This is a genomic window from Streptomyces sp. NPDC088553 (assembly GCF_044752965.1).
In the GTDB taxonomy this organism is placed as follows: Bacteria; Actinomycetota; Actinomycetes; order Streptomycetales; family Streptomycetaceae; genus Streptomyces.
The window spans coordinates 658,365-673,486 of record NZ_JBIVMG010000003.1 but is presented as its reverse complement, the minus strand read 5'-3'; the positions used below and the strand labels follow the sequence as shown (position 1 = coordinate 673,486).

The 15,122-nt window shown below is 72.4% G+C and carries 11 protein-coding genes; all 11 read left to right on the top strand.

Annotation, left to right across the window (positions count from 1 at the left end):
• The first annotated feature begins 5 nt into the window (after positions 1–5).
• On the top strand, positions 6–1,541 hold the full coding sequence (locus ACIP8Z_RS12365; RefSeq protein WP_402082061.1) for a sugar ABC transporter ATP-binding protein: 1,536 nt from the start codon (positions 6–8) through the stop codon (positions 1,539–1,541).
• A complete protein-coding gene (locus ACIP8Z_RS12360; RefSeq protein ID WP_402082059.1) occupies positions 1,538–2,536 on the top strand; it encodes an ABC transporter permease in 999 nt (332 codons plus the stop codon). Before ACIP8Z_RS12365 ends, ACIP8Z_RS12360 begins: the two co-directional genes overlap by 4 nt.
• A gap of 73 nt (positions 2,537–2,609) precedes the next feature.
• Positions 2,610–3,647: a substrate-binding domain-containing protein gene (locus tag ACIP8Z_RS12355; RefSeq protein ID WP_402082057.1), complete on the top strand. Its 1,038-nt coding sequence runs from the start codon at positions 2,610–2,612 to the stop codon at positions 3,645–3,647.
• 126 nt (positions 3,648–3,773) lie between these two features.
• Positions 3,774–5,072, top strand: a complete 1,299-nt coding sequence (locus ACIP8Z_RS12350; RefSeq protein WP_402082055.1) for a Gfo/Idh/MocA family protein — start codon at positions 3,774–3,776, stop codon at positions 5,070–5,072.
• Positions 5,073–5,085: 13 nt separating this feature from the next.
• Complete coding sequence (locus ACIP8Z_RS12345) at positions 5,086–6,090, top strand: sugar phosphate isomerase/epimerase family protein (protein WP_402082053.1); 1,005 nt, start codon at positions 5,086–5,088, stop codon at positions 6,088–6,090.
• Between the two features lie 243 nt (positions 6,091–6,333).
• On the top strand, positions 6,334–10,080 hold the full coding sequence (locus ACIP8Z_RS12340; protein ID WP_402082051.1) for a ThuA domain-containing protein: 3,747 nt from the start codon (positions 6,334–6,336) through the stop codon (positions 10,078–10,080).
• 300 nt (positions 10,081–10,380) lie between these two features.
• Positions 10,381–11,616 (top strand): inositol-3-phosphate synthase, encoded by a 1,236-nt coding sequence (locus ACIP8Z_RS12335; protein ID WP_402082049.1) that lies wholly within the window; start codon positions 10,381–10,383, stop codon positions 11,614–11,616.
• The gene (locus ACIP8Z_RS12330) at positions 11,613–12,758 is read left to right on the top strand and encodes an SCO3242 family prenyltransferase (RefSeq protein ID WP_402082047.1); all 1,146 of its coding nucleotides are present in this window, start codon (positions 11,613–11,615) and stop codon (positions 12,756–12,758) included. Before ACIP8Z_RS12335 ends, ACIP8Z_RS12330 begins: the two co-directional genes overlap by 4 nt.
• On the top strand, positions 12,755–13,720 hold the full coding sequence (locus ACIP8Z_RS12325) for a sugar phosphate isomerase/epimerase family protein (RefSeq protein ID WP_402082045.1): 966 nt from the start codon (positions 12,755–12,757) through the stop codon (positions 13,718–13,720). The genes ACIP8Z_RS12330 and ACIP8Z_RS12325 overlap by 4 nt, the downstream gene beginning before the upstream one ends.
• Positions 13,714–14,274: an EboA domain-containing protein gene (locus ACIP8Z_RS12320; RefSeq protein ID WP_402082043.1), complete on the top strand. Its 561-nt coding sequence runs from the start codon at positions 13,714–13,716 to the stop codon at positions 14,272–14,274. The genes ACIP8Z_RS12325 and ACIP8Z_RS12320 overlap by 7 nt, the downstream gene beginning before the upstream one ends.
• Positions 14,274–15,122 (top strand): TatD family hydrolase, encoded by an 849-nt coding sequence (locus ACIP8Z_RS12315; RefSeq protein WP_402082041.1) that lies wholly within the window; start codon positions 14,274–14,276, stop codon positions 15,120–15,122. The genes ACIP8Z_RS12320 and ACIP8Z_RS12315 overlap by 1 nt, the downstream gene beginning before the upstream one ends.

Here is a 15,122-nt window from a genome sequence, read left to right as displayed (position 1 = left end):
CCCAAATGCCCAACGAGCCCCAAGAGCCCCAAGAACACCCGCCCCTGCTCACCATGTCCGGCATCACCAAGTCCTTCCCCGGCGTCCGCGCCCTCGACGGCGTCGACCTGGAGGTCGCCCCCGGCGAGGTCCACTGCCTCCTGGGCCAGAACGGCGCCGGCAAGTCCACCCTCATCAAGGTCCTCGCCGGCGCCCACCAGCCCGACGAGGGCCGGATCACCTGGAACGGTGCACCCGTCCGGCTCCGCTCCCCGAGCGCCGCCGTCCGCCTCGGCATCGCCACCATCTACCAGGAACTCGACCTCGTCGAGGGCCTCTCCGTCGCTGAGAACGTCCACCTCGGCCACGAACCCACCACCGCCGGATTCGTCCGCACCCGCGAAGCCCGGGAGACCACCGCCGCCCTCCTGAGACGCCTCGGCCACCCCGAGATCGACCCGGCCCGCCGCGTCGGCGAACTCTCCGCCGCCCAGCGGCAGATCGTCTCCATGGCCCGCGCCCTCTCCCACGACGTCCGCCTCATCGTCATGGACGAACCCTCCGCCGCCCTCGACCCCGACGAGGTCGCCAACCTCTTCCGGATCGTCGCGGACCTCACCGCCGACGGCGTCGCCGTCGTCTACATCTCCCACCGCCTGGAGGAGATCCGCCGGATCGGCGACCGCGTCACCGTCCTCAAGGACGGCCGCGCCGTCGCCCGCGGCCTGCCCGCCGCGACCACCCCGACCCGTGAGGTCGTCGCCCTCATGACCGGCCGGGACGTCCCGTACGTCTTCCCCGAACGCCCGGCCCGCCCACCGACGGGCGAACCCGTCCTACGGGTCCAAGGGCTCGCCAGGAAAGGCGAGTTCGAGGCCCTCGACCTCGAACTGCGCCCCGGCGAGATCGTCGGCCTCGCCGGGCTCGTCGGCTCCGGCCGCTCCGAGATCCTGGAGACCGTCTACGGAGCGCGGAAGCCCACCGCGGGCCGGGTCACCGTCGACGGACGCCCCCTGCGCCCCGGCAGCGTCCCCGCCGCCGTCGCCGCCGGACTCGGCCTCGCCCCCGAGGAACGCAAGGCCCAGGGCCTGCTCCTCCTCGAATCCGTCACCCGCAACGTCTCCGTCTCCTCCCTCGCCCGCTTCTCCCGGGCCGGCTGGATCGACCGCGCCACCGAACGCGCGACCGCCAGGACCGCCACCCGCACCCTGTCGCTGCGCCCCGACCTCCCGGACGCCCCGGTCCGCACCCTCTCCGGCGGCAACCAGCAGAAGGCCGTCCTCGCCCGCTGGCTCCTCCGGGGCTGCCGCGTCCTCCTCCTCGACGAACCCACCCGGGGCGTCGACGTCGGCGCCCGCGCCGAGCTGTACGCGGTCATCCGGGGGCTCGCCGACGACGGACTCGCCGTCCTCCTCGTCTCCAGCGAGGTCCCCGAGGTCCTGGGTCTCGCCGACCGCGTCCTGGTCCTCCGCGAGGGCCGCGTCGTCCACCAGGCGCCCGCCCGTGACCTCGACGAACACCGCGTACTCGACCTCGTGATGGAAGGGAGCCCTGCGGTATGACGCTCACCACCCCGGCCAAGGCGCCGCCCCAGGAGAGCCGTTGGCGCGCACTCGGCCTCAGGGCCGACGTACGCAACCTGTCACTGCTCGGCGTGCTCGCCGCACTGATCGTCGTCGGCGGCCTCACCCGACCCGCCGAGTTCCTCGCCACCTCCAACCTCCAACTCGTCCTGACGCAGGCCTCCGTGATCGGCGTCGTCACCGTCGGCATGACCTTCGTCATCACCAGCGGCGGCATCGACCTCTCCGTCGGCGCGATCGTCGCCCTCGCCTCCGTATGGGCCACGACCCTCGCCACGCAGGAGTTCGGCTTCGCCGGCATCCTCTTCACGGCCGTCGCCGTCGGACTCGGCTGCGGCCTCGTGAACGGCGTCCTCGTCGCGTACGGCGGCATGGTCCCGTTCATCGCGACCCTCGCCATGCTGGCCTCGGCCCGCGGTCTCGCCCTCCAGATCACCGACGGCAAGACGCAGATCGTCACCGTCCCGTCCGTCCTCGACCTCGGCCTCCCCGACGCCTACGTCCTCGGCATCCCGCCGCTCGTCCTCGTCTTCGCGGCCGTCACCGTCGCCGGCTGGCTGCTCCTCAACCGGACCACCTTCGGCCGCCGCACCATAGCCGTCGGCGGCAACCCGGAGGCCGCCCGTCTCGCCGGCATCGACGTACGCCGCCAGCGGCTCTTCCTCTATCTGCTCTCCGGACTGTGCTGCGGCATCGCCGCCTTCCTGCTCGTCGTGCTCGCCGGCTCCGGCCAGAACACCAACGGCAATCTGTACGAGCTCGACGCCATCGCCGCCGCCATCATCGGCGGCACCCTCCTCAGCGGCGGCCGGGGCACCATCGTCGGCTCCGTCCTCGGCGTCCTCGTCTTCACGACGATCACCAACATCTTCGCGCTCAACAACCTGCAGAGCGACGTCCAGCAGATCGCCAAGGGCGCGATCATCGTCGCCGCCGTCCTGCTCCAGCGCCGCACCGTCCGCGACGGAACCTGACCGGACACCCGCCGCACCCGCCCCCTCACCACCACCCCCTTCACCACCATCCGCTCGGAAGGGATCCACCGCCATGCCCGAAACCAGCCGCAGACACCTCCTCCTCGGCGGCGCGGCCGTCTCCGCCGGTGCCCTGCTCACGGCGTGTACGAGCAATGAGCCGAAGAACCAGACGCCCGTCGGGAGCGCCGCGCCGGCCGCCGACGACAAGCCCGGCACCCCCGTGACCATCGGCTTCGCCGGCCCGCAGGCCGACCACGGCTGGCTCAACGCCATCAACGACAACGCCGAGCGGCGCGCGAAGAAGTACTCCGACGTCACCCTGGAGATCACCGAGGGCTCCAACGACACCGCCACCCAGATCGGCCAGGTCCAAACCCTCATCAACAAGAGGGTCGACGTCCTCGTCATCCTCCCCGCCGACGGCAAGGCCCTCACCCAGATCGGCCTCCAGGCCATGAAGGCCGGCATCCCCGTCATCAACCTGGACCGGATCTTCGCCTCCCCGCAGGCCTACCGCTGCTGGATCGGCGGCGACAACTACGGCATGGGCCTCAACGCCGGCAACTTCATCGGCGAACAGCTCAAGGACAAGCCGAACGCCACCGTCGTCGAACTCGCCGGCATGGACAGCCTCGAACTCACCAAGCAGCGCACCCAGGGCTTCGACGACGCCCTCAAGAACTACCCCAACATCCGCAAGGTCGCCCGCCAGGCAGCCGACTTCACCGTCGAGTCCGGGCAGGCCAAGATGGCGCAACTCCTCCAGGCACAGCCGAAGTTCGACGCCCTGTGGAACCACGACGACGACCAGGGGGTCGGCGCGCTGCGGGCCGTCGCCCAGGCCGGCCGCAAGGACTTCCTCATGGTCGGCGGCGCCGGCGCCAAGTCCGCCATGGACGCCATCAAGGCCGACACCGGAGTCCTCAAGGCCACCGTCCTCTATCCGCCGACCATGGCCGCCTCCGCGATCGACCTCGCCCGCGCCCTCGGCCAGAAGAAGGGCGTCGGCGGCATGTCCGAGCTGGAGATCCCCGCCTCGATCACCCTCTACTCGGCCGTCGTCACCAAGGAGAACGTCGACGAGTACCTGCCCACCGGCTTCAGCTGACCGACCCGGACCCGGGCGGTCCCCACCCGGGCGGCCCGCACCGGGCCGTCCGGCCGGACCGGTCCCCGGCGGCCCGACCGCCCCCGGGGAGCAGCAACTCGCCGCACCACGAAACGGAGGAACCGTATGGAACAGACGGAGAGCGGGGCCGCACCGCCGACGCTCGGCATCGGCATGGTCGGCTACGCGTTCATGGGAGCCGCCCACTCACAGGGCTGGCGCACCGCGGGCCGCGTCTTCGACCTGCCGCTGCGACCCGTCCTCGCCGCCGTCGCGGGCCGTGACGCCACCGCCGTCCGGGCCGCCGCCCGACGGCACGGCTGGGCCGCCGCCGAAACCGACTGGCGCGCCCTGATCGCCCGCGACGACGTCCAGCTCGTCGACGTCTGCACCCCCGGCGACAGTCATGCGGAGATCGCCGTCGCCGCCCTGGAGGCCGGCAAACACGTGCTGTGCGAGAAGCCTCTCGCCAACTCGGTCGCCGAGGCCGAGACCATGGCCGCGGCCGCCGAAGCGGCCGCCGCCCGGGGCCAGATCGCCATGGTCGGCTTCAACTACCGCCGGGTGCCCGCCCTCTCGTACGCCCGGCAGCTCATCGCCGACGGCCGCCTCGGCACCCTGCGGCACGTCCGCGTCACCTACCTCCAGGACTGGCTGGTCGACCCCGCATTCCCGCTCACCTGGCGCCTGGAACGCGAACACGCCGGCTCCGGCGCGCTCGGCGACCTCGGTGCGCACGCCGTCGACCTCGCCCAGTACCTGGCGGGGGAGCCGCTCGTCGGCGTCTCGGCGCTCACCGAGACCTTCGTGCGGAAGCGTCCGCTGCTCGCGGGCGTCGCCGCGGGCGGTCTCGCCGGGGGAGCGGGATCGGAGGCGTACGGGCAGGTCACCGTCGACGACGCGGCCCTGTTCACCGGGCGGCTCGCCTCCGGTGCGCTCGCCTCCTTCGAGGCCACCCGGATGGCCGCGGGCCGCAAGAACGCGCTGAAGCTGGAGATCAACGGGGAGCGCGGCTCGCTCGCCTTCGACCTGGAGCGGCTCAACGAACTGTCCTTCCACGACCACACCGAACCGGCGGTCTCGGCGGGCTTCCGACGCATCCTCGTGACCGAGCCCGACCACCCGTACCTGGAGGGCTGGTGGCCACCCGGGCACGCGCTCGGCTACGAGCACACCTTCGCCCACCAGGCCCGCGACCTGGTCCACGCCATCGCGACCGGCATCGCCCCGACGCCCTCCTTCGCCGACGGCCTCCAGGTGCAGCGGGTGCTGGCCGCGGTGGAGGAGAGCGCCCGGAGCAACGCGGTCTACACCCCGGTCGGCATCCCGGTCCCCACCGAAGCCGGCGGATCAGCCGGCACGCCCGCCGGCACGCCCGCCGGCACACCCTCAGACACGCCCGCCGACACATCCGTACCGAGCTAGGAGGCGCCCGACCGTGCCACGACCCTTCACGCTCTTCACCGGCCAGTGGGCCGACCTGCCCCTGGAGGAGGTCTGCCGGCTCGCCCGCGACTTCGGCTACGACGGCCTCGAACTCGCCTGCTGGGGCGACCACTTCGACGTCGACAAGGCGCTCGCCGACCCGGCGTACGTCAAGGGCAGGCGCGAACTGCTCGACGCGTACGGCCTGAAGTGCTGGGCGATCTCCAACCACCTGGTGGGACAGGCCGTCTGCGACCATCCCATCGACGAGCGCCACCAGGCGATCGTGCCCGCCCGGATCTGGGGCGACGGCGACGCCGAAGGGGTGCGGCAGCGGGCCGCCCGCGAGCTCGCGGACACCGCGCGGGCCGCGGCCGCGTTCGGCGTCGACACCGTCATCGGCTTCACAGGCTCCTCCATCTGGCATCTGGTGGCGATGTTCCCGCCGGTCCCCGAGCGCATGGTCGAGCGCGGCTTCGAGGACTTCGCGGAACGGTGGAACCCGATCCTCGACGTCTTCGACGCCGAGGGCGTCCGCTTCGCCCACGAGGTCCACCCCAGCGAGATCGCCTATGACTACTGGACCACCCAGCGGGCCCTGGACGCCGTCGACCGGCGTCCCGCCTTCGGGCTCAACTTCGACCCCAGCCACTTCGTGTGGCAGGACCTCGACCCCGTGGGCTTCCTGTGGGACTTCCGCGACCGGATCTACCACGTGGACTGCAAGGAGGCCCGCAAGCGGCTCGACGGCCGGAGCGGTCGGCTCGGATCCCATCTGCCCTGGGGCGACCCCCGGCGCGGCTGGGACTTCGTCTCCGCGGGACACGGCGACGTGCCCTGGGAGGACGTCTTCCGGATGCTCCGGTCCATCGGCTACGCCGGGCCCGTCTCCGTGGAGTGGGAGGATGCCGGCATGGACCGGCTGACCGGCGCCCCCGAGGCGCTGTCCTTCCTCAAGCGGTACGACTTCGACCCCCCGGCGACCTCCTTCGACGCGGCCTTCGGGAGCGCCGACTGAGGTGAATGCGCAGGTCCGCGCCTGGCGGCGAGGTGCCGCCCGGCCGGTCCGCGCTGCCCGCGAGAGTCTTTGTCCTCTTGCGGGGAAAAGTTCGACCGTACTGATGCACAAGGGCTTTCCGTGGTGGACGAACCCGGCTACGGTCCCTGATGTGTACATGGCGTAACAGTGATGTGACCAGCGTGACGGCGCACGCCGGTCCCCGGACAACCCGCACACCCGGCCCGACTCCGGAGGACACCCGTGCACAGAAAACGACTCCGCGCCAGGAAGTCGCTCGCCCTACTCACCATCGGACTGCTCGCCCTCGGCGCCCCGCAGGGCCTCGCCGCCGAGCCCGAAGCTGCCACCCCCGGCGGAACCGCCGCATCCGCCGCCGCGAACACCGCGAACACCGCGAACAGCGCGAACGCCTCGTCCGCCTCGGCCGCCGAGGAATTCCAGCAGATCACCCTCGCCAAGGGCGGCGAGGAGGTCGGCGAACCCATGTCCCTCGCCGTACTCCCGGACCGCAGCGTCCTCCACACCTCCCGCAACGGCGAACTCCGCCGCACCGACGCCGCCGGCAACACCACCGTCATCGGCACCGTCCCCGTCTACTCCCACGACGAGGAGGGCCTCCAGGGCGTCGGCCTCGACCCGGACTTCGCCCAGAACAAGGCCATCTACCTCTACTACGCCCCACCCCTCGACACCCCCGCCGGCGACGCCCCCGAGAACGGCACCGCCGCCGACTTCGCGAAGTACGACGGCGTCAACCGCCTCTCCCGCTTCACCCTGAGAGCCGACGGCACCCTCGACAACGCCAGCGAGAAGAAGGTCATCGACATCCCCGCCACCCGCGGGATCTGCTGCCACGTCGGCGGCGACATCGACTTCGACGCCCAGGGCAACCTCTACCTCTCCACCGGCGACGACTCCAACCCCTTCGCCTCCGACGGCTACACCCCCATCGACGAACGCCCCGGCCGCAACCCCGCGTTCGACGCCCGCCGCACCTCCGGCAACACCAACGACCTCCGCGGCAAGATCCTCCGCATCAAGGTCGCCCACGACGGCACCTACACCGTCCCCGAAGGCAACCTCTTCGCCCCCGGCACCGCCAGGACCCGGCCCGAGATCTACGCCATGGGCTTCCGCAACCCCTTCCGCTTCAGCGTCGACAAGGCCACCGGCATCCTCTACGTCGGCGACTACGGCCCCGACGCCGGCGCCGCCGACCCCGAGCGCGGCCCCGCCGGACAGGTCGAGTTCGCCCGCGTCACCAAGCCCGGCAACTTCGGCTGGCCCTTCTGCACCGGCAACAACGACCCCTACGTCGACTACGACTTCGCCACCAAGACCTCCGGCGCCCCCTACGACTGCGCCGCCCTCAAGAACGACTCCCCGTACAACACCGGACTCGTCGACCTGCCGCCCGCCGAACCCGCCTGGATCCCCTACAACGGCGGCTCCGTACCCGAGTTCGGCACCGGCTCCGAATCCCCCATGGGCGGTCCCGTCTACCGCTACGACCCCGCCAACACGTCCCCGGTGAAGTTCCCCGAGACGTATGACGGCGACTTCTTCGCCGGCGAGTTCGGCCGCCGCTGGATCAAACGCATCGACCAGGACGCCAACGGCACCGTCGCCTCCATCAACGACGTCCCCTGGACCGGCACCCAGATCATGGACATGGCCTTCGGCCCCGACGGAGCCCTCTACGTCCTCGACTACGGCACCGCCTGGTTCGGCGGCGACCACAACTCCGGCCTCTACCGCATCGAGAACGCCACCGGCGGACGCTCCCCGGTCGCCGAAGCGAGCGTGAACAAGACCTCCGGCACCGCCCCCCTGAAGGTCGCCTTCTCCTCCGCCGGCACCACCGACGGCGACGGCGACACCCTCACCTACGCCTGGGACTTCGGCGACGGCGGCACCTCCACGGCCGCCAACCCCACCCACACGTACCGCAAGAACGGCACCTACACGGCGACCGTCACGGCCAAGGACACCAGCGGCCGCACCGGCTCCGCATCCGTCCACATCGTCGTCGGCAACACCGCCCCCAAGGTCACCCTCGAACTCCCCGCAGAAGGCTCCCTCTTCTCCTTCGGCGACGACATCCCCTTCAAGGTCACCGTCACCGACCCCGAAGACGGCACCGTCGACTGCGCCAAGGTCAAGGTCACCTACGTCCTCGGCCACGACAGCCACGGCCACCCCGTCACCACCGCCAACGGCTGCACCGGCACCATCAAGACCTCCGCAGACGGCGGCCACGACGACGACGCCAACATCTTCGCCGTCTTCGACGCCGAGTACACCGACGGCGGAGCCGGCGGCCAGGCCGCCCTCACCACCCACGACCAGGCCAAACTCCAGCCCCGCCACCGCCAGGCCGAACACTTCGACGCCCAGAACGGCGTCAACCTCTTCGACAAGACCCAGGCCAACGGCGGCCGCACCGTCGGCGACATCAACGACGGCGACTGGATCTCCTTCAAGCCCTACAACGTCACCGGAGCCACCAAGCTCACCGCCCGCATCTCCTCCGGCGGCAACGGCGGCTTCCTCGAAGTCCGCACCGGCTCACCCACCGGCCCCCTCCACGGCTCCGCACCCGTCCCCGTCACCGGAAGCTGGGAGACCTTCCAGGACATCGACGTACCCCTGCGGAACCTCCCCCGCAAGACCACCGAACTCTTCCTCGTCTTCAAGGGCGGCACCGGCGCCCTCTACGACCTCGACGACTTCACGATCTCCAGCACCCCGGCCAACCGCAACGCCAAGCGGGTCCTCGTCTTCTCCAAGACCGCAGGCTTCCGCCACGACTCCATCGGCACCGGCATCACCGCCCTCAAGGAACTCGGCGCCACCAGCGACATCGTCATCGACTCCACCGAAGAACCACGCCAGTTCACCACCAACAACCTCGCCCGCTACGACGCCGTCGTCTTCCTCTCCACCACCGGCGACGTCCTCGACGCCGACCAGCAGAAGGCCTTCGAGAACTACGTCTCCACCGGCGGCGGCTACATGGGCGTCCACGCCGCAGCCGACACCGAATACGACTGGGGCTTCTACGGCGGACTCGTCGGCGCCTACTTCCAGTCCCACCCCCAGATCCAGCCCGCCACCGTCCGCGCCGAGGACCACACGCATCCCGCCACCGCCCACATCGACGGCCCCTGGCAGCGCACCGACGAGTGGTACAACTACCGCACCAACCCCCGCGACCAGGCCCGCGTCCTCGCCACCCTCGACGAGACCACCTACCAGGGCGGCACCATGAAGGGCGACCACCCCATCGCCTGGTGCCAGACCTACGGCGGCGGCCGCTCCTTCTACACCGGAGGCGGCCACACCAAGGAGTCCTACGCCGAACCCGCCTTCCGCCAGCACCTCCTGGGCGGCCTCCGCTACGCCACCGGCCAGGTCAAGGCCGACTGCCGGCCCCAGACCGGCTACCGCGACCTCTTCAACGGCGAGACCCGCGAAGGCTGGAAGCAGGCCGGACCCGGCGGCTTCGACATCACGAACCGCGAACTCCACTCCACCGGCGGCATGGGCATGCTCTGGTACCAGGCCAAGGAACTCCGGTCCTACTCCCTCACCCTCGACTGGAAACTCACCGGCGACTCCAACTCCGGCATCTTCGTCGGCTTCCCCGCCAGCGACGACCCCTGGTCCGCCGTGAACAACGGCTACGAGATCCAGATCGACGCCACCGACGCCCCCGACCGCACCACCGGAGCCGTCTACGGCTTCAAGTCCGCCAACCTCAAGGCCCGCGACCAGGCCCTCCGCCCACCCGGCCAATGGAACACGTACGAGATCCGCGTCCAGGGCGAACGCCTCCAGGTCTTCCTCAACGGCATCAAGATCAACGACTTCACCAACACCGACCCCGCCCGCAGCCTCACCAGCGGCCACATCGGCATCCAGAACCACGGAGCCGCAGACCAGGCCGCCTTCCGCGACATCCGCCTCAAGGAACTCCCCTCCTGACGGAGCTCGCCTCCTGAGGGAGCTCCCCTCCTGACGGAGCTTGCCTTCTGAGGGAGTTCGCTTCCTGACGGAGCTTGCCTTCTGAGGGAGTTCGCTTCCTGACGGAGCTTGCCTTCTGGGCTAGTCCGCTTCCTGACGGCTTCCGAGGGAGCTCGACTCCCGACGGAACTCCCCCGACCGGCTCCCGCGCACAGCTGACGGGAGCCCCCGGACGACGGTGGGCGGGGCGGCGCCGTACCCCCCGCCCACCGTCACCACCCCCACCCCACTTTCCGCTGGACGAGCAGGGAGGCCGACGCCATGACCCACGCACCCCGCACCGGAATCTGGCTCATAGGCGCGAGAGGCTCCGTCGCCACCACCACCATGGTCGGCTGCGCCGCTCTCGTCGCCGGACTCCACCCACCCACCGGCATGGCCACGGAAACCCCCGAACTCGCCGACGCCGGCCTGCCCCCACTCGCCTCCCTCGTCTTCGGCGGACACGACACCACCGACTGCCCGCTCCCCAAACGCGCCGAACAACTCACCACCGCCGGAGTCCTCCCGTACGGCCTCGCCCAGGCCGTCACCCGCGAGCTGGAGGCCGCCGACCGCGAGATCCGCCCCGGCGGCCCCGCCCCCGGCGACACCCGTACCGACGAACAACTCATCTCCGCCTTCACCCACGACCTGACGGACTTCCGCCGACGCATTGGCCTGGACCGCGTGGTGGTGGTCAATGTGGCATCCACGGAGCCGGCGTCGGGGGGCGTCGGGCTCCCACCCAGCACCCTGTACGCCGCCGCCGCACTCCGCGCCGGATGCCCGTACATCAACTTCACCCCGTCCACGGGCCTGCGCCACCCCGCCCTTGCCGCCCCGCTCGCCGCGAGTCGGCTGCCGCACGCGGGCCGCGACGGCAAGACCGGCCAGACCCTGCTCCGCGCCGTGCTCGCCCCGATGTTCCGCCAGCGGGCCCTGACCGTACGAGCCTGGTCCGGCAGCAACCTCCTCGGCGGCGGCGACGGAGCCGCCCTCGCCGACCCGGCGGCCGCGGCCGCCAAGAACGCCGGGAAGGAACGCGTCCTCACCGACACCCTCGGCCCCGGCGTCGAAGGCCAGGTCCACATCGACGACGTGCCGGCGATGGGGGAGTGGAAGACCGCCTGGGACCACATCGCCTTCGACGGCTTCCTCGGCACCCGCATGATCCTCCAGACCCTCTGGCAGGGCTGCGACTCGGCCCTCGCGGCCCCCCTCGTCCTCGACCTGGCACGCCTGACGGCCCGCGCCCACGAGAAGGGCCTCACGGGGCCCCTGGAGGACCTCGCCTTCTACTTCAAGGACCCGGAGGGCACCCCGCCTGCCTCACTGGCGGACCAGTACGCCCGCCTGCTGTCCTTCGGCCGCACCCTGGGCGACCGCCCGAGCACGGGGGGCAGGGGCGCGGGGGGTGCACGTACGGGCGGCACGGGTACGGGGGACGCGGGGGCGGGGGACGCGAGTACGGCGGCCCCAGGGACGGTGGACGCGGGGACGGGGACGGCCCGATGACCCGGCGGCGTACCGGCCGGGCACGGGCCTGGGCGGAACTCCTCCGCGTATCGGCGCTGTTCTCGGTGCCCGGCGACGCCCTCGCGGGCGCCGCGGCGGCCGGGGCCCGCCCCGGCCGGGGCACGCTCTGCGCGATCGGCGCCTCGCTCTGCCTGTACGAGGCGGGGATGGCCCTCAACGACTGGGCAGACCGGGCCGAGGACGCCGCCGAACGCCCCCACCGCCCACTGCCCTCCGGCCGCATCGCCCCGAGCGCCGCCCTCGCGGCCTCGGCGGCCCTGACGGCGGCGGGTCTGGCACTGGCCTCCCGCGCGGGCCGCCCGACCCTCGCGGTCGCCACCGCCCTCGCCGCCACGGTCTGGGCCTACGACCTCGGCCTGAAACACACCCCGGCGGGCCCCGGGACCATGGCCACGGCCCGAGCCCTCGACCTCCTCCTGGGCGCCACGGCCTCGACGGGCGCGACGGCCTCGACGGGCCGGACGGCCTCGACGGGCGGAAACGGTGGACCCCACCGCCGCGCCCTCCACGCCCTGCCGTCCGCCGTCCTGCTCGGTGCGCACACCTACGCCGTCACCGCCGTCTCCCGCCACGAGACCCAGGGCGGCTCCACCCGCACCCCGCTCGCCGCACTCGCCGTGACCCTGGCGGTGGCGGGGGCGGTGTCGGGCGACGCGCTCGGCGCACGGCCCGACGCCACCACCGTTTCCTCCCCCTCGGGGCCCCCCGCCCCCCACCCCCACCCCCACCCCCACCCCCACCCCCACCCCCACCCCCACCCCGCCCTCCCCTCCCGCCGACCCCTCCCACCCTCCGGGCCGCTTCCCTCCCGTCGGCTGCTCCCTTCCCGTCGGCTCCTCCCCTCCGGCCCTCCCCTCTCCTCTCGCCGGCCCGTCTCCTCCCGCGGTCTCGGCGCCCTCCTCGCCCTGGCCTACGCCCGTACCCCGGCCACCCTCCTCCTCCATGCCGCGCTCAACCCCTCCGCGGCGCTCACCGAGCGGGCCGTCGGTGGGGGAATCCGGGCCACCATCCCGCTGCAGGCCGCGCTGGCCGCCCGTGCCGGGGCGCCGGGGACCGCGCTCGCACTGCTCGGCCTGGTCCCGGCCGCACGCGCCCTCGCCCGGAAGGTGAGCCCCACATGAGTACCGCCCGTCCCGCCTCCCACCGGCCGGATCCTTCCCGTGCCGGGTCGGCCGCTCAGGTCGCCGCTCCCGCCTCCTTCCCCTCCTCTCCGCACTCCTCGGGCCGCCCGCGGCTGGGCTACGGCACCAACGGCCTCACCGATGTGCGGCTCGACGACGCCCTCGGGCTCCTCGCCGATCTCGGCTACGACGGCGTCGGGCTGACCCTCGACCACATGCACCTCGACCCCCTCGCGCCCGATCTGGCCGCCCGTACCGCCCGGGTCGCCCGGCGCCTGGGCGAGCTGGGGCTCGGTGTGACCGTCGAGACCGGTGCCCGCTACGTCCTCGACCCGCGCCGCAAGCACGGCCCGTCCCTGCTGGACCCGGACCCCGAGGACCGCGCGGCCCGGGTCCAGCTCCTGCTGCGGGCCGTTCGCGTCGCCGCCGACCTCGGCGCGCACGCCGTGCACTGCTTCAGCGGCATCCGCCCGGCCGACACCCCACCGGACGAGGCCTGGAAACGGCTCACCTCCTCGCTCACCCCTGTCCTGGAGGCCGCGGAAGCCGCCCGCGTCCCCCTGGCCGTCGAACCCGAACCGGGCCACCTCCTCGCCACCCTCGACGACTTCCACCATCTGCGCGGACTCCTCGGCGACCCCGCGCCCGCCGTCCTCGGCCTCACCCTCGACATCGGCCACTGCCAGTGCCTCGAACCCCTCCCTCCCGCCGACTGCCTGCGCGCGGCCACCCCCTGGGTGCACCACATCCAGATCGAGGACATGCGCCGCGGTGTGCACGAGCACCTGCCGTTCGGCGACGGTGAGATCGACTTCCCGCCGGTGCTCGCCGCCCTCGCCGAGCTCACCGCCGCCGGCTACGCCGGGCTGACCGTCGTCGAACTGCCCCGCCACTCCCACGCCGGCCCCGAACTCGCCCGCACCTCCCTCTCCTTCCTGCGCGGGGAGGCCCCGACATGCTGACCGTCACCGCCGCCGCCCGCGCCTGGCTGGACTCCGCCCTCGCCGAGGCCGAGGCCCGCGCCCCCGGGTGGGAGGAGCGCTTCGTCGCCGCGGGCCGGCACTGCGGGCGCGAGCACGCGGACGAGGCCCGCACCCTCCTCCTCCGCGCAGCCGCCGCCGACCCCGACACCCTCACCCGGCTCTACCGGCACGGCGCCGCCGCCGAGCGCCGCGCGGTCCTCCTGGCCCTCCCCGACCTCGTCACCGGCCCCGAGGCCGTGCCCCTTGTCGAGGACGCCCTCCGCACCCACGACACCACCCTCATCGCCGCCGCCGTCGGCCCCTACGCCGCCACCCACCTCACCCCCCACGCCTGGCGGCACGCCCTCCTCAAATGTCTCTTCACCGACGTCCCCGTCACCGCCGTCGCCGGACTCGCCGGACGCGCCGCCGGTGACGGCGAACTCGCCCGGATGCTCGTCGACCACGCCGCCGAACGCACCGCCGCCGGCCGCGACGTCCCCGCCGATCTGACCCGCGTCCTCGCCCTCACCGCCCCCACCGAGGAGTCCTGATGCGCATCTTCGACCCGCACATCCACATGACCTCGCGCACCACGGACGACTACCGGGCGATGTACGACGCCGGTGTCCGCGCCCTCGTCGAACCGTCCTTCTGGCTCGGCCAGCCGCGCACCTCGCCCGCCTCCTTCCTCGACTACTTCGACTCCCTCCTCGGCTGGGAGCCCTTCCGCGCCGCCCAGCACGGCATCGCCCACCACTGCGCCCTCGCCCTCAACCCGAAGGAGGCCAACGACCCCCGCTGCGTCCCCGTCCTCGACGAACTGCCCCGGTATCTCGCCAAGGACGGTGTCGTCGCCGTCGGCGAGATCGGCTACGACTCCCTGACACCCGCCGAGGACACCGCGCTCGCCGCCCAGCTCCAGCTCGCCGCCGACCACGGCCTGCCGGCGCTCGTCCACACCCCGCACCGCGACAAGCTCACCGGCCTGCGCCGCACCGTCGACGTCGTGCGCGAGTCCGCGCTCGCCCCGGACCGCGTCCTCCTCGACCACCTCAACGAGACGACCGTCAAGGAGGCCGCCGACAGCGGCGCCTGGCTCGGCTTCTCCGTCTACCCCGACACCAAGATGGACGAGGAACGGACCGTCGCGATCCTCAAGGAGTACGGAACCGACCGCGTACTGGTGAACTCGGCCGCCGACTGGGGACGCAGCGACCCCCTCAAGACCCGCGCCGTCGCCCGGGCCATGCTCGACGCCGGCTTCACCGACGACGACGTCGACCAGGTCCTCTGGCGCAACCCCGTCGCCTTCTACGGGCTCAGCGGACGTCTCCACCTCGACCTCCCCACCCCGCCGGACCTGCACGAGGGCAACTCCGTGCTCCGCGGCGGGGAATGA

Coding starts and splice junctions, on each gene's coding strand:
- ACIP8Z_RS12365 (WP_402082061.1), top strand. CDS start 6: ATGCCCAACGAGCCCCAAGAGCCCCAAGAACACCCGCCCCTGCTCACC.
- ACIP8Z_RS12360 (WP_402082059.1), top strand. CDS start 1,538: ATGACGCTCACCACCCCGGCCAAGGCGCCGCCCCAGGAGAGCCGTTGG.
- ACIP8Z_RS12355 (WP_402082057.1), top strand. CDS start 2,610: ATGCCCGAAACCAGCCGCAGACACCTCCTCCTCGGCGGCGCGGCCGTC.
- ACIP8Z_RS12350 (WP_402082055.1), top strand. CDS start 3,774: ATGGAACAGACGGAGAGCGGGGCCGCACCGCCGACGCTCGGCATCGGC.
- ACIP8Z_RS12335 (WP_402082049.1), top strand. CDS start 10,381: ATGACCCACGCACCCCGCACCGGAATCTGGCTCATAGGCGCGAGAGGC.
- ACIP8Z_RS12330 (WP_402082047.1), top strand. CDS start 11,613: ATGACCCGGCGGCGTACCGGCCGGGCACGGGCCTGGGCGGAACTCCTC.
- ACIP8Z_RS12325 (WP_402082045.1), top strand. CDS start 12,755: ATGAGTACCGCCCGTCCCGCCTCCCACCGGCCGGATCCTTCCCGTGCC.
- ACIP8Z_RS12320 (WP_402082043.1), top strand. CDS start 13,714: ATGCTGACCGTCACCGCCGCCGCCCGCGCCTGGCTGGACTCCGCCCTC.
- ACIP8Z_RS12315 (WP_402082041.1), top strand. CDS start 14,274: ATGCGCATCTTCGACCCGCACATCCACATGACCTCGCGCACCACGGAC.